Source organism: Mycoplasmopsis bovigenitalium (assembly GCF_002356075.1).
Classification (GTDB): domain Bacteria; phylum Bacillota_I; class Bacilli_A; order Mycoplasmatales; family Metamycoplasmataceae; genus Mycoplasmopsis; species Mycoplasmopsis bovigenitalium_A.
In genome coordinates this window covers 667029-691191 of the sequence record NZ_AP017902.1, presented here as the reverse complement: position 1 = coordinate 691191, position 24163 = coordinate 667029, and the positions used below count along the sequence as shown (strand labels likewise).

Sequence of the window (24163 nt, the reverse complement as noted above, 5' to 3'; positions counted from 1 at the left end):
TTTTAAATGTAATTATTTATTTTAAAATTTACCAATTCAATTGAAAAATGAATGTAAAATAAAATTTTTAAATAACTAAAATATGTAAATTCCATTTGATTGCAAATGGTCAAGGACTTCTGCAATCAATTTATCAACAATCTCGCCATTAATCATTTTTATAAATTTTTCAAGGTCATAAAACATATAATAAATTGACTTTAATTCCTTATTTCATCTTGTTTTAGTGCTATGAAGATTGCACAAAAAGCCACCCTTGTAAAATTCAAAATCAGCAAGATTTTGAGTGTTTTTGCACTCAACACATTTATTTATTATTGGTCCAATACCAAAACTAAACAAACTATTAGCTAACACAAATAATAAAAGCCTTTTGTTTATTCCTTCACCTAAATATTTAAGTGTTTGGCAATATTTATCAAACATATCAAAACTTTTACCCAAAATCGAATCTAAAATTTTAACTGCATGAATTACAAAATTTAAATTTGCTGAGCTTGAATAATCTATATTTTGAATTGTAGTTGCTTTTTTAAGTCTGCCCACACTTCCGTATTTACGAGCAGCAAAATATTCAATTTCAGCAACAGAGCCAACTAATAAATTTGCTTTATTTTTTGAAGCAGCTTTATTAATGCCTTTTGCAAGCAGTCTAAATTTGCCTTTTTTGCCAAAAAAGTCTACAAATGAATCATTTTCATTTGTTGACGAATCAATGATTTTAAGCACAATCGCTTTTGAAATTTGCTCTGCCATAATTATTAATATTTTATTCTAATTTTTAATTTATAATTTCAATATCTAACTTATAATATTTATTTATTAGGAGGTGTTGTGGAAAAACAACAAGCGGTAAAAATATTCATGGATATTTTAGAGACCACGCCCGGAATTTATAGTATTCAGTGCCCTTATAATTGTGAAAATAGCGACTGTGGTGATTGCATCATAGTTTCCAAAAATGAATCATCTCACTCGTGGGATTTTACAGCTTCAATAACAATTTTAAAAAATAGTAATCTTAAAAACATTGTTAACTCAATAACAACAATCGTTAGGTTTGCTTTAAGAAAACAAAAACAAAAGCTTGGCAAACTTAATATTTTAGTCGGAGGTTTGAATAATGATTAAACAAATAGATGGGAAGATATTTTATGATTTATGTCTTTCCGGTGCCAATAACTTAATGAATAATAAAAATCGAATTGATGCATTAAATGTTTTCCCTGTCCCTGATGGTGATACAGGTACAAATATGTCTTCAACCGTAAAAGCAGCAATTCAAGGAATAGATCGAAATAATGATAATTTAACTGAAGTTGCAAATAAATTTAGTAAAAGTATGCTTTTTGGTGCTCGCGGTAACTCTGGGGTTATTTTAAGCCAAATTTTTAAAGGTTTTGCAATATCATTCGAAGGCAAAAAGTCTGTAGACATCAAAGGTTTATTAGATGGATTTAAAAAAGCAACTGAAAAAGCATATGGTTCTGTTCTTAAACCGGTTGAAGGAACAATGCTAACAGTTATTAGAGAAACTACTGAAGAGCTTGAAAAAATCGTTGATAATTCAACAACATTTGAAGTATTTTTTGAGCTTGCTGAAAAATTCGCTCGTAAAGCTTGCGATAACACTCCAAATAAATTAAAGATTTTACGTGAAGTTGGAGTTACTGACTCAGGTGGAGAAGGTCTTTACTCAATAATTTTGGGAATGAACTCTTATGTAAAGGGTGAGCCAGTTGAAATTAAAGAAGAAACAGCTGCAGACACATTTATTCAAACAAGCGAAGTTTATGATGGTGAATTTGGCTATTGTACTGAATTTATAATCGAATTAGCAAAAGTAAATGATTTCAAAAAAGATTTATTTGAAAAAGCCTTAAACAAACAAGCAACAAGTTTAGTTGTTGTTCAAGACAATGAAATTGTTAAAGTGCATGGTCACACACTAAAACCAGGTAATTTATTGAACTTTGGTCAAAGATTTGGCGAATTTATCAAAATTAAATCTGAAAATATGAGCTTGCAAGCTGAGGAATCAAGAAATAAAAATGTTGTTCTTAACGAAAATAACGAAATTGAAAAAGAATGCGCAATTATTTCTTGCAACCTAGGGTCTGGAATTATTGCCAAAATGAAAGAATTAGGTTGCGATGCAATTATCGAAAGTGGACAAACACAAAATCCTTCAGCGCAAGATATTGTTGATGCCATTAGTTCAGTAAACTCAAGTAATGTTTTTGTTTTACCAAACAACTCAAATATTTTTCTAGCAGCCGAACAAGCAGCTAAGATAATAAATGATAAAAATGTTTATATTATTCAAACAAGAACTCAAATGCAAGGTATTTCCGCAATGATATTCTTCAATGGGGAATCAAGCGCAGAAGAAAACCTAGACCTGCTTAACGATGCAATTAAAAATGTTACAACCGGTGAAGTTACTACTGCTGTAAGAAACACCAAAATTGATAATGTAAAAATTAATGAAGGCGAATTTATTGGCATAATTAACGGAAAAATTACAACATGTACACCAAATTACATTGAAACAGCTAAAGAAATTGTTAAAAAAACAATTACTAACGACCATGAACTAGTAACAATTTACTATGGAAACGACATTTCTGAAGAAGATGCAAATGAATTGCAAGCATTTATTGAAAGTCGTTACGATGTAGCTGTTGAAATTGTCAATGGGGCCCAACCAAACTATCACTTCTTGATAAGTTTTGAATAAAATGGACAAAAAATTCACAATAGCATTTGACATTAATGGCAATGATAACGGTATATTTGCCGCAGTTTCAGCCTCTTATTCATTTGCAAAACAAAATCCAAATTTTAAGATTATTTTAGTTGGCCCTGAAAAGGAAATCTTAGAAACAAAAGTTGCTGGATTTGTTAAAAAACCAGAAAATATTGAAATAATTAATAATAATCTAATATCACTAAATCCTGAAAATATTCGCGGCTCTTTACACGAACCCACTTCGATGAATATTGCAATTGATTTGGTAAAAGACAAAAAAGCTCACGCTGTTTTGAGTTCTGGCAATAGCGGACTATATTTAGCGGCAAATACTTTTAAATTAAAACGTTTGCCTAATACTTCAAGAGCTGCTTTTATGCCAATTATGCCAACCATTTTCGGCAATAAATGACTACTTTTAGATGTTGGCGCAAACATTGAAACAAGATCAGAATACCTTGTTGAATGAGCAATTATTGCCAATGTTTTTGCTAAAATCATGTTGAAAATAGAAAATCCAAGAGTTAGTTTAATAAACATCGGAACCGAAGACAATAAAGGTATCGAAACAATAAGATCTGCTCACCAAATTCTTAAATCAACCAAAGACTTAAATTACATTGGTTTTGTTGAACCAAGAGAAGCTTTAAATTCGATTTGCGATGTCGGGGTTATAGATGGTTATGGCGGCAATTTAGTACTTAAAAGTCTAGAGGGAGCAATTTTAAGTTTTAAGGAATTGTTAAAAAACAAAATTTCTAAATCACTTGTTAGAAAAATTGGTTATCTTTTAGCCAAAAATGCATTTAAAGATGTAGCAGAAACCCTTGATTATCGGAATGTTGGTGCTGCTTGAGTAATTGGTGTTGACGGCGTGGCAATTAAATCGCACGGCGGAAGCGACCAAAAAGCCTATATTGGCGCGCTAAACCAAATTAAACTTGGTCTTGAAAATGATGTTTTAAACAAATTTAAATTGGCCCTTAACGAGAAAAATGAATAAAAAATACTTTGAACAATTTATTGAATTTTTAAATAAATACTCAATAAGACCTAAAAAAATATCTGATTATGATGCAGCTTTTACTCACCCTAGTTTTGTAAAATCTAGCAAAGTAAAAAGTTTTATACCTGATTATCAAAGATTAGAATTTTTAGGTGACTCTGTTTTGCAATTTTTAACCTCAAATCATCTCTTCTTGAATAATAAAAATATTGATGCAGGTCAATTAACACTGATGCGGGCAAAATTAGTATCAACTGAAAATTTGTATGCTATTTCAAAGCAATTAAACTTAAGTAAATATCTAAAAACTGGCGATGGCCAAACAGCGTCGCAAGTAATAAATTCAAAAAAAGTTAATGCCGATATTTTTGAATCATTTATTGGCGCATTGTACTTGGATCAAGGATTGCAAAAAGTTAAAACTTTTTTAAGTGAAACACTTTTTAAAACAAAAATCGATCTCAACTCATTGAAAGATCCCAAAACTTCGTTTCAAGAATATATGCAAGCATTCTCAAAAATGTCTGTAATTTATGAAACAATTCAACAAAATTCTTCTTTTATATCAAAAGCCACACATTCCGGCAATGTCTATGGAATGGGAAAAGGCAAAAATAAACAAGAAGCTGAAGAAAACGCTGCAAAAGATGCTCTTGCAAAACTAGCAGCAAATAGAAAGGATGAACATGAAATTAATTAGAGTTCAAGCACACGGATTTAAGTCATTTGCTGATCCAATTTCACTGACTTTTGACGGTGGTGTTGCTGGTATAGTTGGACCAAATGGTTCTGGTAAATCTAACATTAATGATGCCATTCGTTGAGTTCTTGGAGAAAGAAGTGCGAAAGAACTACGTGGTGATAAAATGGACGATGTTATATTCCAAGGTTCGCAAACCGCAAAACCGATGGATAGAGCCGAAGTTACTTTAACATTTGACAATAAAGACGGTAAAAATTCAATCCCACACGAAACATTCACTATATCTCGTGTTTTGGAAAGAGGCAGCGGAACTAATAAATATTATTTAAATGGTGAAGAGTGCCGTCAAAAAGATATTCTTGAAATAGCTATGGAATCTGGAATTGGTAAATCAAGTTTAGCAATTATTTCACAAGGTACAGTTTCAGATATAGCTCAATCAACACCTGAGCAAAGAAAGAGCATCTTTGAGGAAGCTGCCGGAGTTTCAAAATACAAGTTTAAGAAAAAAGAAGCAATTTCAAAACTAGAAAAAACTCAATCTAATTTAGATATTATTGAAGCAAAAATTAAAGAGATTGAAAGAACACTTATTCCACTTAGAAAACAAGCTGAAAAAGCAAAAATTTACATTGAAAAATCAGAAGAATTGAGAGATGTTGAAGTTGGCCTTCTTGTTGATAATATTCAGAGATTTGGCGACATATATGAAAAATTAAATATTGAACTAGAAGGTGTCGCTGAAAGCAAAAGTGATTTAGAAGAAAGAATCAAACAAACAGATTCAAAAATTGGCCAAAACCATTCATTTAAAATTGAATTGGAAAATGATATTGAGTCATTAAACAATGAATTAAAAGAAGTTGAGTCAAGATTAAAAAGCATCGAAATTGCTCTAAGTCAAGAAACAGCACGTGAAAAACTTATTGAGCAAGGTGAAATCGAAGTCAACAAAGAAGAAAGAATCAAAGCATTCAAAAAACTTGCAACAACCTATACAAGTGAAATTAAAAACATAGATAACCAAATTGAAGTGCTAAAAATTAGAATTCATGAAAATGCACAAGGCTTAAAAGAAACTGAAAACGAAATTTTAAAACTTAACACAGCTAAGTCGGCAAAAGAAACTGACTTAATTAAAGTTAAATCACGCTTAGACATTTTAAAACAACAAAAAGAAAATAACACAATGCTTTATAAAGGTACAAAAACCATCATTGAAAATAAAGCATACTTTGGAAAACCTTTAAAAGGCACTGTTGCTGACTTAATCAAAGTTGAACCTGAATACATTCGTGCTATTGATGCGGTTTTATCATCAGCTACTCAACACCTTGTTGTTGATAAATCAGAAACAGCTGTTAAAGCAGTTAACTTCTTAAAATCAAACGATGGTGGTAGAGCTACATTTATTCCACTAACCTCAATACAACCTAAATCAGTAAGAGATGACCATTTATTAGGTATTCAAGGACATATTGGTTTTGTTGCTGTTGCAGCAGATTTAGTAAATACTGAACCCGAATTTGATGTTCTTAAAAGATTTTTACTAGGTAACGTTATTGTTGCCAGTGACATTGACAATGCAAATAAAATTTCAAACATTTTAGAGCGTCGTTATATGATTGTTACTCTAGACGGGGATACAATTAGAGCCGGTGGTATTATTGTTGGTGGTGCTAAAGATAAATCAGAAAGCTTGCTTGGCTTTGATGAAAAAATCAAAGAATTCGAAAAAATTATTCCAGGTCTAAATGCTCAAATTCAATTATTATTAACAAAAATAAATGAAGCAAAAAATAAAAGAAGTCAAGCATATGAATTTGATACGAATTTAAAAGCCAAAATTTCTGCACTAGACAGTTCTCGTGCCACAAAAAGATCTGACCTAGACCAATTAGAAATTAAATTAGCTTCATTGAACGCAAAAATTGAAGAATTAGACCAAAATCAAATTGAAAAAGACGAAAAAGGTAGAAATGATTTTGCTTCTTTAAATACAAAGAAAGACACAATCGAAGCTACATTATTCGCCAAAAGACAAAGCTATAAAAAATTGATGTCAGAAATTGACCAATTGCAATTAACAAAAGATGATTACTCATCAACGCTTAATAATTTAATTCGCTCATTTGCTGACAAAATCACTGAAAAAGAACGCTCACAAATGAAAGTTGAAACCTCAAGAGAACGTTTAGCAAGTCAATATAAACTAACATTTGATGCAGCTGCCGATTCATACAAACTTGAATTACCTCGCGAAACAGCTGAAGAAATTGTTAGAGAACTAAGAGAAGAAATTAACAAACTTGGTTCAGTAAACATTGAATCACTTGAAAAACTTGTTGAAGAGGAAACCAGATTTAACGAATTAACTCATAATTTCAATGAATCAAGTGAAGCTAAACAAATTTTGGTTAAAGCTATTGCCGATATTGATAAAGTCATTATTAATAGACTTGTTAATATTGTAAATGATGTAAATCCTTCATTTAATGAAGTTTTTGCAACAATGATGGGTGGCGGAAAAGCTGAATTATACTGAACTGACCCAAATGATATTCTTGAATCAGGTATTGAAATTAAAGCTCAGCCTCCAGGGAAAAATATTGCTAACATTAAATTATTCTCGGGCGGTGAAAAATCACTTATTGCTATTTCATTGCTATTCGGTATACTAAAAGCTCGTCCTCTTCCATTGTGTATTCTTGACGAAGTTGAGGCTGCACTTGATGAAGCCAATGTTGTTAGATATGCTGAATATCTACAAGAATTAAAAGCAAAAACACAATTTTTAGTTATAACTCACCGTCACGGTACAATGTCAAGAGTTGATGCTCTTTTTGGGGCAACAATGCAAAATCGTGGTGTAACCACAATGTTTAGTCTTGAACTAGCTGAAGCTAAAAAACTTGTTAAAGATGAACAAAAAGATATTTCAGAAGTATTAAAAGAACAATAAAAAGTGCGCAGGCACTTTTTTTGTTTTAAGATTCATCAACATATTGAGTGTTGAACTTGCCGATAATTTGGTGAACAGGTTTAACACTAATTCAGACATTTGGGCAAATATTTCGTATATCTTTTATTATATTACGAGCTTCTAAATAAAGCATTGTTGTTTTGATTTTAATTACCTCTTCATTACTGAAGCCGCTTATTGATTTTTCAATTGAAAACGCATGTCAATATTGAATATCTTTAAAGTAATTTAATACAATTTCAGAATTCGGAGAGCAAGATATTTGAATTTCAACTTTTTTGTATTTTGGATACAGCAAACCAACCAACAAGTTAACGACTGCTATGTATAAAAAGGATGTAACTTCTCTCATACCAACAATAACTTTAAATTTGGTTGGAGTATAAACCTTGCTGCCTTCTACTATTTCTACTGCTACTGCATTATTATGTGGTTTTGCAAATGCAAATATAAGTAGAAAGGTAATTGAAGTCATTAGCGCAATTGCACTCAATATTGAACCTACACTTTTTTGTTTTTTAGTTGAAAAATAGTAAGCAACAATATCAGTCCCCCCCGTTGAGCCACCAAATTTTCAAGCTAGCGAGATTGATGCACCAACAAATATTGACCCAATTGCCCCATTAACCAAAATTGGTCAGGTAGTTGGATTTTCATAGGTTTGTCCATTAATCATTATATCCCTTGACCAACCCGGAGCAACATTAAATACTTTGATTAGTCAATGTGCTGCTGATGAGTTAGCTCCATTAAACTCAAAACTCAATGCAAAATTAATTATTATTTGAAAAATCATGAATTCAAGAGTATGCAAAATAAATGTTTTCTTTATTTTAGTGGCAAAAGCACAAAATAAAGGAATATTTATACCAAGATACATTAAGGCAAAATATGGTTCAGTTTTTTTAAAAACTAAAGTTATCAACATTGGGATTCCCGAAAGTCCAGATGGTATAGTTTCGGACCTTTGCAAGAAAACAATAACACCAAAACTAAATAATAATGCCGAAACAAACATAAAGAATGTTCGCGTCAAATAAGTTAATAAATTTCTTTTTTTGATGCCTTGTTCATTAGGGTTTTGATTGCCATAAACATATGAGCCCATTTTGTAGTCTTTAATTTTTTGATTCAGCTTTTTAACTGAAGATGATTCGGTTGTCTTTTGTGTTGATTTATTAGTATTCATGATTAAAATTGTACTAATTATTTAAAATTTTATAAATAAACTTTTGTACATAAATAACAATTTTAAATTTTAATTGTAATTCATTAAATCTGCTACGTGTGTTATTAAATTTGCGCCATTTTTTAGTAAATAATTATTGCCATCCTCTAAATCAACACTTGGATAACAAAACACTTCTTTGCCTAATTCAACAAAATAATTAGCTAAATTTATTATTCCTGAGGCATTCTTGGACCCATAAATAACTAAATTGTCAGCTAAAACAGATATTAGCGCATTTCTTTCCTTAAATCTTATATATTTTGGATTTACATCTGGTGGATATTGTGAAATAAATAAATCTAAATCATTCTCCATTTCTTTTGGCAAATATTTATGGCCGCTTGCTAAAATATGGATTACACCTTTATTGACCAAATTAAACATTTTAGCAATCTTTCGGTCAAATTTAGTAAAGTCACTTGTAACCAAATTAAATTGTCTACTCATTGAATCGAATGAATTGTCCAAATATTTTTCTGTTGCCATATTCTCTACATCGCCAGTCATGCAGACTAAAGGGTTATTTAATATATTTAAATCTCCTCGATAATAAATTACATATGGTGCATACTTAAGTTTTTTAAATGCTTCTGGGTATTCTTTGTCAAAAACTGTTATGTATTTCAAATTAGCGCTTTCTAAAATTTTTTTAATTTGAATTATTTGTGATTCTGTAACTTTTTTCTTTTTGATTAAATCTTTGAATATTTCGTAGTTGTTTCCTTTGTTTATGTATGAAAAGTACAATAATATATCGTTCATTTAGCCTCCCAATAATTGATATGAAGAAATTTAGAATCAATTAAAAAAAGGAAAAAAATATAAAAAAACCGGATTAATTCCGGCTTAAATTAGTTGTTTTTTTGTGTAACAACTCTTTGTTCATATACAGAGGCATATGTACGATTTCTACGTTTTTCAAATTTTACATATCCTGAAATTAAAGCATAAATTGTATCATCTTTACCAATACCTGCGTTTGTGCCTGGGAAAATTTTTGTTCCTCTTTGACGGAAAATAATTGACCCTGCTGTACAGTATTGTCCATCACCTAACTTAATGCCAAGTCTTTGGCCGCGACTATCACGACCGTTTCTGGTAGAACCACCGGCTTTCGTGTGTGCCATTGAATTAACCTACTATTTTTTGAACTTCAACACGTGTGTAAGGTTGACGGTGTCCAAGTTTTCTTTTGTGAGTTGATTTAGCATTGTGACGGTATACAATAATTTTTTTGCTTTTGCCTTGTTTTTGGATTACTCCTTCAACATAAGCTTTTTCAAGATATGGTTTACCAATTTTATCTCCAACTAGTAAAACCTTGTCAAATTTAACTTTTGATCCTTCTTCACCTTCAATTTTTTCAATGAAAATGGTTTGTCCTTCTTTGACTAAAATTTGTTTGCCTCCAGTTTCAATAATAGCTAACATGTCTATTAATCTCCTGTTTTTGTGGCTCATCTTTAAGGTGGCATTTTATGCACTTGTTAACCTGTTCAGAATGGTTACAAAAGTAACATTTGAATTATAGACCAAAAGCTCAAAAACCAAAATATATTTAATAACTTACATAAATTGTTCTAGTTTCAATAACTGGTTTTATTTCAGCCTTGGCTGGGTCATTATTTCATTTTACAGAACTTGTGCCAATTTTATTTTCGCCAGACCTGCTATTAAACATTTTTATAATATGTGCAATAGCTGTAATTCCCGAAATAACTATTGGAGCCAGTGTGCCAATAACAGCTAATGTTGTGGCTCCACCATAAATGTTTGCTTGTTGCTTTTCAGTTAGTTTTTTCAAATTTACCTCCCAGGATAAATTAATCTTTTCAATTTAAATTGGTTTGAAAAAGTAAAAAAATATTAAAAACAACGCTTTTTTGCGTTGTTATTTGCTAAGTTTTTCGTTAAGTTTTTTAAGTTCTTCCAAAATCAATTCTTCAGTAGTTGGTTCAGGTAATTTTTCGGGTTCAACTGGTTTTCTTTTGTTTTTTCAAGAGATTATAGAACCTCTGATTAAGAACACAATCATTAAAAATATGTAAATAATTGCTGCGGTTATTAGAAAGGCAATTAAAGCCCCTAAAAACTTGCCAATCATCATACCTTGTCATTCTCATTTTTCAAAACTTTGAGTACCAATCATTTTTGCAATTGGTGGCATTATAATGTCATTTGCCAATGATTTAACTAATTCGTTAAACGCAGCCCCTAATAAAAGACCAATTGCAAGCATGAACATATTGCCTCTTTTAACAACATTTCACGCATCTTTGCTTGCTTTTTTAAACATAATTTATTAAATTATTCTCCCTTCTTAGTTAAAACTACTAAAGCATATTTGATTACTCTACCGTTTAATAAGTATGCATCTGAGTTTATTTTTGCAATTTTGCCCGGTTCTGCATTATTATCAATCACAAAATCAATAGCTTTTTGAGTTTTAGGGTCAAAATCATCACCAATATTTGGTTTTTCAATTACTAAACCATGTTTAGAGAAAACTGATTCAAGCATATTTAGTAACATTGTGAATCCGCCTACATATGTTTTTACAGACTGGTCATTGCTTTGTGCGCCAGATTCAACTGCCAATTTAAATGTAGAATATGGATTTGAAAAATCTTCGAAGAATTTTTGCAAAGCATACAATTTTATTTTATCGATTTCTTCTTGAGGGACAGTTATTCTCTTTCCTTCATTTAATTCATTAGTTAAATTACGAACTTTATCTTTCAATGTTTCATTGATATTTTCAAGAGCATTGAATTTTTGCTTCAATAATATTAATTCTTTTTGTGCTTCAAGGTTATTTTTAATTAATTGCGCTTTTAATTCTTGCTCTCTTAGTTTTTTAATATGATTAAAAGATTTGTTTATAACTTCAAATTTTACCTTTTTGTAATCAGGTTTTATAGAAGAAAGATCTAAATGAAAGTTATATTTTTTTAGTAATCCACTTTTAATTATTTCTTGATCAAATCCATTAACTATTTTTTCTTCTCCAATTGTAATTTCAATTAATTTGGGAGAAAATTCATCAATAGTTTTATTGTTTCAAAACGCGTTTATATCTAAACGCATTATATCGCCATTTTTAACTTCTAATTTACTCATAAAACTCCTATTTTTTGTCAATTATTAAGTCTTCTAATAATTTGATAGCTGCCATTGATTTTTGATAGTCCATTCTGTTTGAACCAACAAGACTAATTTCTTTAATTTTGCCCTCGTCATTAATTTTTTTAGTGATAATTGAACTATGGTCTGGGCGAACTGAAATTTTTAAATTTGAATCATCTTCAATGCCATTTTCAATTGTTTGTCATATTGATTGATTCTCAATCAAATAAAGTATTTTACTTAGATCTGGACGCGATATTTCATCAGCTAAAACAATTTTATCCTTGCCATAAACAACATTTTTATTTTTAAGTTCAAAATCAAATACATTATTAACCATGCTTTCTAAAATGGTTTCATAATTTTTAATTTGTGAAGCCAATATTGGCGCTAAACTATCAGCTGTTTGGCGCAGTTTTAAAATTGGCACATCAATTAAACGTTCTTTAAAAATTCTAATAGCAATTCGCAAGTCATTCATATCACATTTACTTGTGTCCAAACTAACAGTTCGATGGCTAACTTCGCCAAAAGAAGTTACCAAAACAATTGTTGCATCATTTTCTGTCAAAGGAACTAATTGAATACTTTTTAGTGTTGCTGATTCGTTGGTTTCACTTGTAACAAGTGTAATACCAACTGTGTCTGAGATAACTTGGCAAGCCTCTCTAACTGTATCTTCAACATTTGCGCGTCGTTTAGCAAAAATATCCTTAATTTTTTCCTTTAATGTTTGAGTATCATGAACAACCAAATTCGATGCATAATATTGATAACCCATAATCGAAGGAACTCTACCGCTTGATGTGTGTATTTTTTCAAGGTAGCCAAGTTGTTCTAATTCTTGCAAAATGTATCTAACTTTAGCACTTGAGCAATCAATATTGTATCGTTCGATTAATGTACTTGAACCAACTGGTTGGCCAGTTTCAATATAAAGTTCAATAGCTAATTTAAGAAATTTATTTTTCTCATCATTTAAAGAAAAGTCCGGACTATTTTTCATATTTGAATTATACCATAAATTAGCATTTTAATGCTTTGAGTGCTAAAACAAGTTGTTTTACATATATATTCATTTTTCTATTGAAAAAGAAAAATCCCGAATGGGATTTATTCACAAAAATGCAAATTATTTTTGATTTGATTTTGCAAGACGTTGATTGAATTTGTCGATCATACCTGTTGCTTTTGTTTTAGCTCTGTCACCTGTATATGCAACGTGGCAGCCTGAGCAAACGTCAACAGAAATAGCTGTTTTAGTAGTACCAAATGAGAATTCTGTGTTGCAAGTTGAGCAAACTACATTAACTCTATTGTGTTGTGGGTGGATATCTTTTTTCATTATTTCTCCTACTTTCTATTTAACTATTTTGAATAGAACTCAACAACTAAGTTTTCTTTAATTTCTGGTAATACTTCTGTTCTTTCAGGTAGACGATCTAATTTAGCAGCAAAATCTTTTAAAGTAATTCATGAAGCAGTTAGTTTTGCTTCTAGATTAGCAAGGATTTGTACATTTTTTTGTGATTTTTCTTTAAGAGCAATAACTTGACCAACTTTAATTGTCATTGATGGGATATTTGCTTTTTTGCCATCAACTGTAAAGTGGTTGTGAGCAACAAGTTGACGAGCTTGTCTTCTTGTATTAGCAAAACCAGCACGGTAAACCAAGTTATCTAAACGTGATTCAAGAAGTTGAATTAAGTTTGTACCTAAAATACCTTTAATTTTTGTAGCTCTTTCAAAGAATTTTCTTAATTGTTTTTCACTCATTCCGTAAACAAATTTAACTTTTTGTTTTTCGTATAAGTGTAGACCATAGTCAGATAATTTAACTCTTTTGTTTCCGTGTTGACCTGGAGCATAAGTTCTCTTTTTACCTTTTGAGAATTCTTTTCCAGTTTCTAAAATAGAAAAACCGTAACGACGAGCTTTTTTAAATACAGGACCTGTATATCTCATAATTTTCCTCTCTTTGCATAAACATAAAAAGGGTTGTTTCCTAGTTATTGATCTAAATTTAATGATTTCAACATTCAGCTAGTTTACTTTCAAATCAATATGAATATAGATTTTATTCACTATAAACAACTGCTGTAATATGCTTTTCAATTATATTGAATAAATAAAAAAAGCAAAATATTAAATTCTCCTGCGTTTCCCAGTTTTAAGCGATAAATTAATCTAATTTAACTATTTTTTTCACTCCATACTATATATAGTATGGAATTTTTCATATTTTTTAATTTTATAATTGCATTTAATTACATTTATGATATAATAAGAATATGGAAAAACAAGATTTGATGCTATTTAATGTTCATGGAAATAAAAAGGGCGTTTTATATAAATATGTTGGCTGGTCAAACGGATTCAATAAAAATCCAACAAGATGGTTTAGTTTAGGAAATGTAGAAAAACTACTTGAAATTAACGAAAACGCAATCGAGATAATAAAAAACAAACTTAAAAACTTCACTAGACAGGATAATCCAGATAAAGTTAAACATGCGCTTCTACACTCGATTGAAAAAGAAAAAATCCAACATACAAGTATTTGCGTTGGCAATGAATTAATAAGTGAATTTATTGAAAAACACAACATATTTAAACAATTAAAAGCCACAAGACATAAAAATATGAATGAAATATTTAATTTCTTAGTGGCGAAAAGAATTATTAATCCCACAAGTATATACAACTCATTTAATGAATCAGATGAATATTCAACAAATATCTTTTCTTCTAAGAATAGCTTTTATAGACTTTTAGACATTGTTCACGAAAACAAAGACCAATTGCTTTTTTCAATAAATAAATTAGTTGAATCGGAAACAAAAAGTAAATTAGATGAAATCTATTTTGATTCATCTACAGTGTATTTTGAAAGTTTTAGCCGCGAAGGACTTAGGGTTCCTGGGTATTCTAAAGATGCCAAATTCAAAGAAGATCAGATTGTGATTGGTCTTGCGTGCGACAAAAATGGTATTCCTATTTACATGAAAGTTTTCAAGGGAAATACAGGGGATTCAAGAACAATGATTCCATTTATATTAGAACTTGAAACTAAATTTGGCATAAAAAATATAACAATTATTGCTGATAGAGGGATGAGTACAAATGCAAATATCCGTTTTTTAGAACAAAGAGGACACAATTTTATAATCTCATATAGAGCAAAATCTGGTAGTCAGAATTTTAAAAATTGGATTTTAGATCGCGAAGGATACATTGGAGATTCTGAATTTAGATACAAAGAAACAGAATATGAATCTAATTGAAAAAATACAAGATTTAATGGTAAATTAAGAAGAAGAATTGTAACTTATTCAAAAACAAGAGCAAAAAAAGATAGAGAAGATCGCGGAATTTTGATTGATAATTTCCGTAAAAAACAAGACAAAAGCGGTTATGTTGATTCAACAAAAATGTTGGGTACAAAAAAATGCAAATTCTTTAAACAAATATCTAAGTTTAAATTTGAATTAGACTTTGAAAAAGTCACAAAAGATTCTGAATTTGATGGTATCTATGTTTATGAAACAAATATTTCAAATATTTCTGCTGAAAAAATCATTGAAAAGTACGCGAACCAATGAAAAATTGAAACAAATTTTAGAGCATTAAAAAGTTTTTTACAAATTAGACCGGTTTATGTGAGACTAGACGAACACATAATAGCACACTCAATATTATGTTTTATATCACTTGTTTTATTAAAACTTATTACTTATAAGATAAACAAGTTTTATGAGGATTATGGTGTAATTGACCATTTATCTGAACAAAAACTTATTAATATATTATCCAAACTAAGAGAAAGAGTTGATATCAACTCAAAAACAAAAGAAATCATTAAAAGACAAAGAGAAGATTCGAAAACAATAAAAGATATTTGAAGCGAATATGATCTTATTAAAAAAATTGTAATTAAAAAATAGCATAAAAATAACGAAAAGCACTATAAATAAGGCTTATTCGTTATTTTTATTATTTGAAACTGGGAAACTCGGGATAAACAACTGCTGTAATATGCTTTTCAATTATATTGAATAAATAAAAAAAGCAAAATATTAAATTCTACTTTTATTATTATGTTTTTTAGATAAAAATTTCTTTATCAATTTAAAGATTTTGCTTGTTAAAACTTTAGCTTTGAATGTGTCAAAAAAATGCAAATACTGGTTTGAATTTATAAACATAACAAAGGTTTGTGATAACCTTAATTTTATCAGCAGCAAAATCATAATAAACGATTATTTCGTGATTTTTTAAATTTGATAATTTAAACAAGTAAAACTTACTATCTTCATAACTTAAAATTGCAGAACAATTTTGTATATTTTTCAATGATTTATTTTTTACGAATTCTTTTGTAAATTCAATCAAATGGTCAATATTTTTAACAACTATTTTATGTTGAAAATTAACTTGTTTATACTGTCCAAAACACTCTATTATTCTATTATGCTTAAACGACAATAAATTGTTTCGATTTAAATACGAATTTATCATTCAAATTAAACAAGTAATAAAGTAATGATTATTAAATTCATTTGAGTATTTAGGATTAGCTATGAAATTATTTTCGTTGTACACAAAAACATAGTTTGGATTTTTCAACAGATCTTTATATGTTGCTTCATCAAAATATTCTCAACCCACGTTGTATTGACTCAATAATTCCTTAATGCCATTGTTGGCTGAGTGCGGAATTAAGACAATGAATTTTGAAATATCAACATGGGCTCTTTTGTATTCTTCTAAATAAAAATCTAAATATATCATTGCCAGTAAATTCGAATTAATTAGTTGGAATTTATTATTGATTCGAAGAAAAATATCTATCTTGTCAATTTCGTTTTGATGAATTATGCTTGATATTTTCTCGCGAGCGAAATACGCTTCAAAAAAATATAGTAATGTTTTAATTTTTTTTATTGACAATGATTTATTTTTGGCAATAAAATCGCTTGGATAATTTGTTAGTAATGATTTTGATATTTCGAAACTATTTAAATTATTTTGGTGAAACAAATAAGTTTTAGATTTATATCTTTGTCTTATGCCGATAAATGGTTTTAAAATTCCGCTTTTTGAAGTGCTTGAGTTTACAATTGTTTGATATTTTATGTTGTTAAATGACTGAGCAGTGGTGCTGTCGAATTTGAACACCATATTTTCATTGTAAGATTGAATAATTTTTTCAAGTAAATTTTTGTTTATTGATTGGAGATTTTTGTCTAATATTTTAATATAAGCATTTTGATTTTTTGAATCAATAAATATCTTAATAAGGTAATCTAATTCATTCGTTTTAAAGGCTAATTCGTCAATTCATAAAGATGAAGATACGGGTTTGTCATATGTATAAATTTGGTGTTTTTTTGTTTGTAAAAAAGCTGATAATTTACGTATGTATTGATGTTGAGTTTTGCCTAAAATCGTAACTAAAATTTTGCTATTTTTATTAAGTGCAAGATCAATTGAGTAAGCTAAAAGCGTTAGTGATCCGTATTTAATAGGAGTTTTTTCGGTTACATTTTTGAAATACAATCTATCCGAATAGAGATGTAGCAAATCCTTCATATTTCCTCAATTAAGCTAATAAATCATTTTCATCGTCATTTTCATCAACGAATTCTTCATCGTCGATTTCATCAACTTTATATTCTTGTGTTTGTTGTTTAATTAAATCTATTAGTTCTGAAGATTTTTTAGCTGCTTCTTCGTCTTCTTCCTCACTTGACTTAATAACTTCAACAGCTTGAATTTTTTCTTTGTTTTTTAAGTTTATTAATTTAACACCTTTGCCACTTCTTCCAATAGTTGAAATGTCTTTAATTAGCATTCTGATAGTTAGACCGCTTGTGGTAATAATTAATAATTCATCAGTTGGATTTACAAAACGCGCAAAAACAATATTACCTGCTGATTTAGCATTAATACCTTTAACACCCTTACCACCACGCTTAATTAATCTAAATTGTTCATGGTGAGTTAGTTTACCGAAACCTTGTGAGCCAATTGTCAATACCAATTCACCCTCAAGACTTGATGATGCAGAATTAACAATTTGTTCATTCGCTAGAGTGATTCCTTTAACACCAGTTGCAACACGAGACATTGGTCTAATATCTTTTGAGTTAAATTTAACAATTCGATCTTCGTTGTTAGCGATCATAATTAATGATTCATCATTGACAACTATTGCTCTAACTAATTCGTCATTATCACGCAGTTTAAAAGCGTATTTTCCATTAGCATTAATTGTTTGATAATTGTCAAGTGAGGTTTTTTTGATAACACCGAATTTTGTAACAGTGAATAAGAATTCTGTTTGTTTATATTCATTTATAGGTAGAATTGAAACAATTATTTCCCCATCTTTTGTGTTTAAATTTGGAACCAAGTTCACAAATGGCACACCTTTTGATTGTTTTGATAATTCAGGAACTTCGTGAGCTCTAATTCTATAAACACGAGCGTGATTTGAGAACAATAATAAATCAGTATGAGTTGAACAAGTAATTAAAGAAGCAACATCGTCGTCGTCATAGGTTTTCATTGTTGTAACACCAACACCACCTCTTCTTTGAGTTTTATACTCCTCAAGGTCAATTCTTTTTACATAACCTTTGGCTGATGTAGTAATCACAACTTCTCTTTTGTTAATTAGATCTTCATCAGTGATTTTGTCACCAGCTTCAAAATCAATTTGAGTTCTTCTTGCATCACCGTATTTTTCTTTAACTAGTGTTAGTTCATCAATAATTAATTGAATTAATTTTGCATGATCAGCTAAAATTTCTTCGATTTTTGCAATCTCAGCTATCAATTCATTCATTTCTTGAATCATGTTGTCGATTGCTAAACTGGTTAAACGACCAAGACGCATATCAACTATCGCTTTTGTTTGTCTTTCGCTTAAAGAAAATCTTTGCGCTAAACTTTGTTGTGCTTCTGCATCATTACGAGATTTTTTGATTATTGCAATTACTTCATCGATATTTTCAACAGCAATTTTAAGGCCTTCCAAAACGTGAAGTTTATCTTTAGCTTTTTCAAGATCAAATTTAAGTCTTCTTGTAACAACATCTTCTTGGTGTTTTAAATAAACTTCGATTGCTTGTTTAATGTTAAGCAATTTGGGTTCACCGTCAACAAGTGCAACAAAGTTAACATTGTAATTGACTTGTAGGTTTGTTTGACGATAAAGTTTGTTTAATAAAATGTATGGATTGGCATTTCTTTTAACATCAATAACAATTCTAATACCTTCTCTGTTTGATTCATCTCTTAAGTCAGAAATGCCTTCAATTGTTTTATCTTTTACTAAATCAGCAATTTTTTCAATGATTGCAGTCTTTTTAATTTCATATGGAATTTCAGTAACAATTATTCGGCTTCTACCATTTTTAAATTCTTCTACTTTTGCGACTGAACGAATTGGAATTGAACCCTTACCGGTTTTATATGCTTCTTGAATGCCTTTTGTGCCTAAAATTGTGGCTCCAGTTGGAAAATCGGGGCCTGGTAAATATTGCATTATTTCATCAATTGAAATTTCGGGATTTTTTGCGACAGCAATAGTAGCATCAATTGATTCGGTCAAATTATGAGGTGGAATATTTGTTGCCATACCAACAGCAATACCCGAACCACCTGTAACTAGTAAATTAGGAAAACGGGATGGTAAAACAACTGGTTCAATTTCGCTTGCGTCATAGTTATCAACAAAATCAACAGTATTTTTCTTAATACCATCCAACATTTCAGAAGCAACCTTACTCATTCTTGCTTCTGTATAACGCATTGCAGCGGCCCCATCGCCATCTATTGAACCAAAGTTACCATGACCATCAACTAAAGGATAACGCATTGAAAAATCTTGTGCCATACGTACCATTGCTTCATAAACAGATGAATCGCCGTGAGGGTGGTATTTACCCAAAACATCCCCAACAATACGAGCACTTTTTCTGTGTTGAGTTGAATGAGTAATACCTAATTCACTCATATCATACAAAATACGTCTATGAACTGGTTTTAGTCCGTCTCTTGCATCAGGGAGTGCACGCGAGACAATAACACTCATTGCGTATTCCAAGAATGAGTTTTTCATCTCTTTATTGATGTCTACTGGGAATAAACCGTCAACTGGTTGATCAATTATTTGACTTTGAACAACATAATCCTCTTTATTTTGCGGTATTTCTTCTTCATCTTCTTCAATTTCAGGGGTTGGTTCTTCTTTGAAGGCTACAAACAATTCTTCGTCAGGAATGTAATCAGGTTCAATTAAATTTTTGTCTAATTCTTTATCTTTTTCCATATGTTCTCCTAATTAATATTAATATTTAAATTATACTAAAAATGATTTTTTTTGAACTTATAATCTAGAGATTATTAATGGTATAATTTATGGTGACAAGGGTGCTGTAAAAGGCTGAGATTATACCTATTAGCAGATCATGGTAATTCATGCGTGGCTAAACACTATTTATTCCTCACCTTGTTAAGGAGAAAAAATTGATTAAGAAAAAAATATTTACACTTGGCGCAAGTTTACTTGCGAGCGTTTTTGCTTCAAGTTCATGCGCCGCAACTGCAATTTCAAGTAAAGAAAGCAAAGATGAAATTGCAAAAAAATGAGATTCAAAAATAACAATTGTTAATTCATGAATTAACCCAGGTTTTAAAGATGATAAAAATCCCAATTCAATTGAAAATCAATTCATTAAGTTATTAAAATCAAGATTTAAAAGCCTCAAAGATTCAGATCCGCTTACAAAAAATCTGCCAGATGTTGATTTTAATTTTGATGTTGACTATGACAAAAATTCATACTTTTCTAAATTAGAAAACAACGATAAAAACAAAGACATTTACATTGCAAACTACACAACATATATTAATAATTTTTGACAAAATAATCAATTTAATAAAGAGTTCGATGTTAAACTAATTGCTCAAACAAGCACTCTGAAATTTAATTGACAAACAAAGGACTCACTATTTTACGTGGATGGCCAAGATTCTGACCCGTTACGCCAACAAGCACAAAGAAATAATATTGAATGGGTACAAAAAACTAATGTAGACTATCCAGATTGACATAAATCAGATAAACTGACCTTTGATGGGTCAAAATATTCTAATTTTTATCAACCAAATCAATTGACTTTTGTTTATAGAGGTGTAATTTTCATTTCTGGTGATAAAGCCAAAAGAGATGAAATTACAAAAGATTGAAATGATAGAAATTGAGAAAAATTTGTAAAGCATGGAATTATATTTAAAGATAAATCAAAATCTGGGTCATATAAATATCAAGTTGCCTTGCTTGCTCGCCATTTTAACAAAACAATAAAAGAAATTAATGAATATTTTGAATCGGGTGCAAAAGAAATTTTCAAAGGCACTAAAGCACAAGATCAAATTGGTAAAGAATCCAATTCATTTACACCTAGAATTGCTTTCGATGATGAGGGTGTATACAACTGAACAAAAAATACAGAAAATAGCAATCTTTTCAAAACAAGCAAATATCAAGAAAATAAGCCTTATGATGACAAAAATAATGATGTTGTCAGAGTATTAATTACAACAAACCCAGCGCCGTATGATGTTGCAATTGGTCGTAGTGGCTTAAGCAATAAACAAGTTGAGTTATTGACCAAAACACTTAATTCTCTAAGTGTTGAGGAAAATCTTTACGGAAAATATACTGGATATAATAAGTTTTACGCTTTAAATTTAGATAATTTTGAAAAATTCATAAAATTACAAGTTCAAGCTGAAACTAAATTAGATTTAATCAAGGAAATTGAAGAACCAAAAAATGACTAATATTATTGATTTTAAAGATGTATCAACAAAATATTCAAAGAAGAGGCCTATTTTAAATAATATCAATTTAACTATTCAAAAAGGTCAAATGGTTGCTATTATCGGGGCAAGTGGAGCTGGAAAAAGTACTTTATTTAAATTAATAGTAGGTGCACTAAACTATGATGGCGATATAAAAATTTTTGACCAAGATTTATCAAAAATAAAAAAAACTAGAAAACAAAAATTAATTCAAAAAATTGGCTTCTTAACACAAAAAGCAAACCTAATTTCATCTGAAAGTGTTTATCAAAACGTTGCTAAATCTCAAACAAATTATAAAAATTGATTTTTTAAAGTGTTTGGTTTGCTTACCAAAATACAAAAGATTGAAATTTTCGAAAAATTAAACCAATTGGGTATCTTGGATAAGGCATTTTATCGTGTTTCGGACTTAAGTGGTGGACAGCAACAACGAGTAGAACTTGCTAAATTATTAATTAAAAAATGCGAATTAATATTAGCAGATGAGCCAACTTCAAACCTTGATGAAGAAACAGCGAAAATCGTTTTAAAAATCCTTAGAAATTTAGCAAACAAGGGAAAAACTGTTTTAGTGAATATACACGATTTAGACTCAATAAAGGAAAATTTTGACAGAGTAATAGCAATTAAAAATACCAAAATTTTATTTGATATGGAAACAAAGGAAATTGAAACTTGGCAACTAAAACAAGCTGTGAAAATAGAAAAATAAATAAAGAAACTAATTTATTTAGATATCGATACGTCAATAAAAATGGAGTGGCAACTTCTTGAAAAATTAGGCCTATTTATTGACATATAATCTCAATTTTATTAATAGCGATAATTTTTATAGCGCTTTACAATAGCTCAAGCTCAATAAGAATTGAAAATATTAAAAATGTTGCTCGAAAATTTCAAAATTTATTCATTTTTAGTAACAAAAGCACAAGATTAACAAATTCATTAACAAACGAATATACAAATCTCTTTTTAGATACTATTAAAAGTTTATGAATAACTATTAAAATAGCGATTGCTGGAACTTTTATTGGATTTATTTTTGCTTTAATCACTTCCTATGGTTCATTTTCTAAGCACAATAATAAATATTTTTCATTCGTTTTAGGCATATTAATGCTAGTTTTAAGGGCTTTTCCTGAATTGGTTTTCATTAATGTTGTTACAAAAGTTTTTCGAAATGAATTAAGTTTACTGGCTGTTTATATTTGATTTACATGACTGTGATTACACAAATACTACTTAGATATGCTTAACTCATTTGATTTAGAACCTTATTACATTGCTATTAACCAAGGACAAAGTAAACATAGAGCATTCATTAATGAAGTAATTCCACGAATCAAAAATCGACTTATTGCATTGTTTTTATATTCATTTGAGTCAAATATTAGATGAGCATCATTATTGAGCGCATTGTCGCTACCAGGCATTGGAATATTAATTAATTATGCTGCAAAAACAACAAATTTTTATAGCCAATTAGGTATTCCGATGACTGTGTTAATACTATTTGTTTTATTACTCGAATTATCTAATTATTTGATTAAAAAATATCTACTTGAAACAAATTCTAAACAGATTAAATTTAATAGCAAATACAAGTTTGAAATTTATGCAAAATTGGCAAAAACAATCAATATAAGAAAGATCTTTAATAATTTATTAATTTTGTTCTTTGCAATAATGAGTATTTTCACATTAGCAACAACAAAAATATGACTTTTTGACTTATCCGCAACAAAAACATTCATAAAAGTATTATTTAAACCTGATTTTTCACACTTTAATTTTAGGAATCTTGACCCAAGACTAAATCCAATATTGCTTGTTTGAAATTCATTGCAATTTACAATAGCTGCCTTGTCAATTTGTATCATTTTTACAATGATATTTATACGAGTTCAACCTTTAAATATCAATATAAAACCTGTGTCAGTAATAAGCAAAAGCATAATTATCATATGTAGACAAATCCCGAGCGTTGTCTTAATATATCTATTTTTACCAATGTTCGCAAACCCAATAACAATAGTTATTTTAGTTATCGGATTCCATGAAATGTATAGCAAGTCAAAACATTTGACTCAGGCAATTGAAAGTTTGGATAGTGAAGTAATAAATAATTTAAAAATTGCTGGTTATACTAATAATCAAATATTTTGAAAATATGTTCTTCCTTCTATAAAATATGACTTCATTAGTTTAAGTTTATTTTATTTTGAATTAATTTTTAGAAACTCAATAACATATTCTGTGTTCGCAACAGGCGAATTACATATTGGTCAAGCAATTGAAACACATTTAGATTTAAGAGCATATGAACCAGCAAAAGCAATGTCTTATATTTGAATAGCAACTTTTTCAATACTTCTTATCAATATAACTGGTGCTATAATCAATAAAAAAATAAAGAAATAAAGCTATTTATAATGGTTTTATTTTTTTACTAATATGAATATAAAACGAATGTATAAGTAAAT

General features: G+C 29.4%; 22 protein-coding genes. 9 read left to right on the top strand and 13 right to left on the bottom strand.

Translation table 4 applies throughout. The features are described from left to right. Positions 1-75 precede the first annotated feature (75 nt). Positions 76-756, bottom strand: coding sequence for a DNA repair protein RecO (gene recO, locus MBVG596_RS03030; protein ID WP_096387048.1), 681 nt, complete (start codon positions 754-756; stop codon positions 76-78). 78 nt (positions 757-834) lie between these two features. On the opposite strand from recO, the gene MBVG596_RS03025 reads away from it, so the two are divergent. From MBVG596_RS03025 to MBVG596_RS03005, 5 genes are read left to right on the top strand one after another with little or no spacing between them, the layout of a single operon-like run. Then, entirely contained in the window at positions 835-1131 is a 297-nt protein-coding gene (locus MBVG596_RS03025) for a hypothetical protein (RefSeq protein WP_004421521.1), read from the top strand. After that, entirely contained in the window at positions 1124-2740 is a 1617-nt protein-coding gene (locus tag MBVG596_RS03020) for a DAK2 domain-containing protein (protein ID WP_096387045.1), read from the top strand. The genes MBVG596_RS03025 and MBVG596_RS03020 overlap by 8 nt, the downstream gene beginning before the upstream one ends. Before the next feature lies 1 nt (position 2741). Beyond that, a complete protein-coding gene (gene plsX / locus MBVG596_RS03015) occupies positions 2742-3755 on the top strand; it encodes a phosphate acyltransferase PlsX (protein WP_096387042.1) in 1014 nt (337 codons plus the stop codon). Further along, positions 3748-4458: a ribonuclease III gene (gene rnc / locus MBVG596_RS03010; RefSeq protein ID WP_004421518.1), complete on the top strand. Its 711-nt coding sequence runs from the start codon at positions 3748-3750 to the stop codon at positions 4456-4458. Before plsX ends, rnc begins: the two co-directional genes overlap by 8 nt. Next, entirely contained in the window at positions 4445-7423 is a 2979-nt protein-coding gene (locus MBVG596_RS03005; protein WP_096387039.1) for an AAA family ATPase, read from the top strand. The genes rnc and MBVG596_RS03005 overlap by 14 nt, the downstream gene beginning before the upstream one ends. Positions 7424-7448: 25 nt before the next feature. On the opposite strand, the gene MBVG596_RS03000 is transcribed toward MBVG596_RS03005, so the two are convergent. The 10 genes from MBVG596_RS03000 to rpsD all read right to left on the bottom strand — a co-directional run bounded on the left by MBVG596_RS03000 (position 7449) and on the right by rpsD (position 13769). After that, the gene (locus tag MBVG596_RS03000) at positions 7449-8633 is read right to left on the bottom strand and encodes a YitT family protein (protein WP_096387035.1); all 1185 of its coding nucleotides are present in this window, start codon (positions 8631-8633) and stop codon (positions 7449-7451) included. Positions 8634-8702: 69 nt separating this feature from the next. Then, complete coding sequence (locus MBVG596_RS02995) at positions 8703-9437, bottom strand: DNA-processing protein DprA (RefSeq protein ID WP_096387033.1); 735 nt, start codon at positions 9435-9437, stop codon at positions 8703-8705. A gap of 89 nt (positions 9438-9526) precedes the next feature. Beyond that, positions 9527-9802, bottom strand: coding sequence for a 50S ribosomal protein L27 (rpmA, locus tag MBVG596_RS02990; protein WP_004421514.1), 276 nt, complete (start codon positions 9800-9802; stop codon positions 9527-9529). Between the two features lie 4 nt (positions 9803-9806). Further along, the gene (gene rplU / locus MBVG596_RS02985) at positions 9807-10106 is read right to left on the bottom strand and encodes a 50S ribosomal protein L21 (protein ID WP_004421513.1); all 300 of its coding nucleotides are present in this window, start codon (positions 10104-10106) and stop codon (positions 9807-9809) included. Positions 10107-10233: 127 nt separating this feature from the next. After that, a complete protein-coding gene (locus MBVG596_RS02980; RefSeq protein ID WP_096387030.1) occupies positions 10234-10479 on the bottom strand; it encodes a hypothetical protein in 246 nt (81 codons plus the stop codon). Between the two features lie 87 nt (positions 10480-10566). Beyond that, positions 10567-10971 carry an MscL family protein gene (locus MBVG596_RS02975; protein WP_096387027.1) on the bottom strand — a complete coding sequence of 135 codons (405 nt, stop codon included), beginning with the start codon at positions 10969-10971 and terminating at the stop codon, positions 10567-10569. 11 nt (positions 10972-10982) lie between these two features. Beyond that, positions 10983-11795 carry a nucleotide exchange factor GrpE gene (locus tag MBVG596_RS02970; protein ID WP_096387024.1) on the bottom strand — a complete coding sequence of 271 codons (813 nt, stop codon included), beginning with the start codon at positions 11793-11795 and terminating at the stop codon, positions 10983-10985. A 7-nt stretch (positions 11796-11802) separates the two neighbouring features. Beyond that, positions 11803-12807, bottom strand: a complete 1005-nt coding sequence (gene hrcA / locus MBVG596_RS02965) for a heat-inducible transcriptional repressor HrcA (RefSeq protein ID WP_096387021.1) — start codon at positions 12805-12807, stop codon at positions 11803-11805. Positions 12808-12933: 126 nt separating this feature from the next. Next, complete coding sequence (gene rpmE / locus MBVG596_RS02960; protein ID WP_096387019.1) at positions 12934-13146, bottom strand: 50S ribosomal protein L31; 213 nt, start codon at positions 13144-13146, stop codon at positions 12934-12936. A 23-nt stretch (positions 13147-13169) separates the two neighbouring features. Further along, the gene (gene rpsD, locus MBVG596_RS02955; protein ID WP_096387016.1) at positions 13170-13769 is read right to left on the bottom strand and encodes a 30S ribosomal protein S4; all 600 of its coding nucleotides are present in this window, start codon (positions 13767-13769) and stop codon (positions 13170-13172) included. Between the two features lie 323 nt (positions 13770-14092). Here rpsD and MBVG596_RS02950 point away from each other — a divergent pair, with 323 nt between their 5' ends. Next, positions 14093-15745, top strand: a complete 1653-nt coding sequence (locus MBVG596_RS02950; protein WP_096385711.1) for an IS1634 family transposase — start codon at positions 14093-14095, stop codon at positions 15743-15745. Between the two features lie 208 nt (positions 15746-15953). Here MBVG596_RS02950 and MBVG596_RS02945 read toward each other — a convergent pair whose 3' ends face one another. Beyond that, positions 15954-17393, bottom strand: coding sequence for an MAG5620 family putative phospho-sugar mutase (locus tag MBVG596_RS02945; protein ID WP_096387013.1), 1440 nt, complete (start codon positions 17391-17393; stop codon positions 15954-15956). A 10-nt stretch (positions 17394-17403) separates the two neighbouring features. Further along, positions 17404-20139 carry a DNA gyrase subunit A gene (gene gyrA, locus MBVG596_RS02940; RefSeq protein WP_096387010.1) on the bottom strand — a complete coding sequence of 912 codons (2736 nt, stop codon included), beginning with the start codon at positions 20137-20139 and terminating at the stop codon, positions 17404-17406. 197 nt (positions 20140-20336) lie between these two features. On the opposite strand from gyrA, the gene cypl reads away from it, so the two are divergent. Genes cypl through MBVG596_RS02925 form a run of 3 tightly spaced genes read left to right on the top strand, consistent with a single transcriptional unit; the run spans position 20337 to position 24101 of the window. Next, on the top strand, positions 20337-21656 hold the full coding sequence (cypl, locus tag MBVG596_RS02935) for an ABC transporter thiamine pyrophosphate-binding lipoprotein p37/Cypl (RefSeq protein WP_148664019.1): 1320 nt from the start codon (positions 20337-20339) through the stop codon (positions 21654-21656). Beyond that, a complete protein-coding gene (locus MBVG596_RS02930; RefSeq protein WP_096387004.1) occupies positions 21649-22392 on the top strand; it encodes a phosphonate ABC transporter ATP-binding protein in 744 nt (247 codons plus the stop codon). The genes cypl and MBVG596_RS02930 overlap by 8 nt, the downstream gene beginning before the upstream one ends. Next, entirely contained in the window at positions 22356-24101 is a 1746-nt protein-coding gene (locus MBVG596_RS02925; RefSeq protein WP_096387001.1) for an ABC transporter permease subunit, read from the top strand. Before MBVG596_RS02930 ends, MBVG596_RS02925 begins: the two co-directional genes overlap by 37 nt. Positions 24102-24163 lie beyond the last annotated feature (62 nt).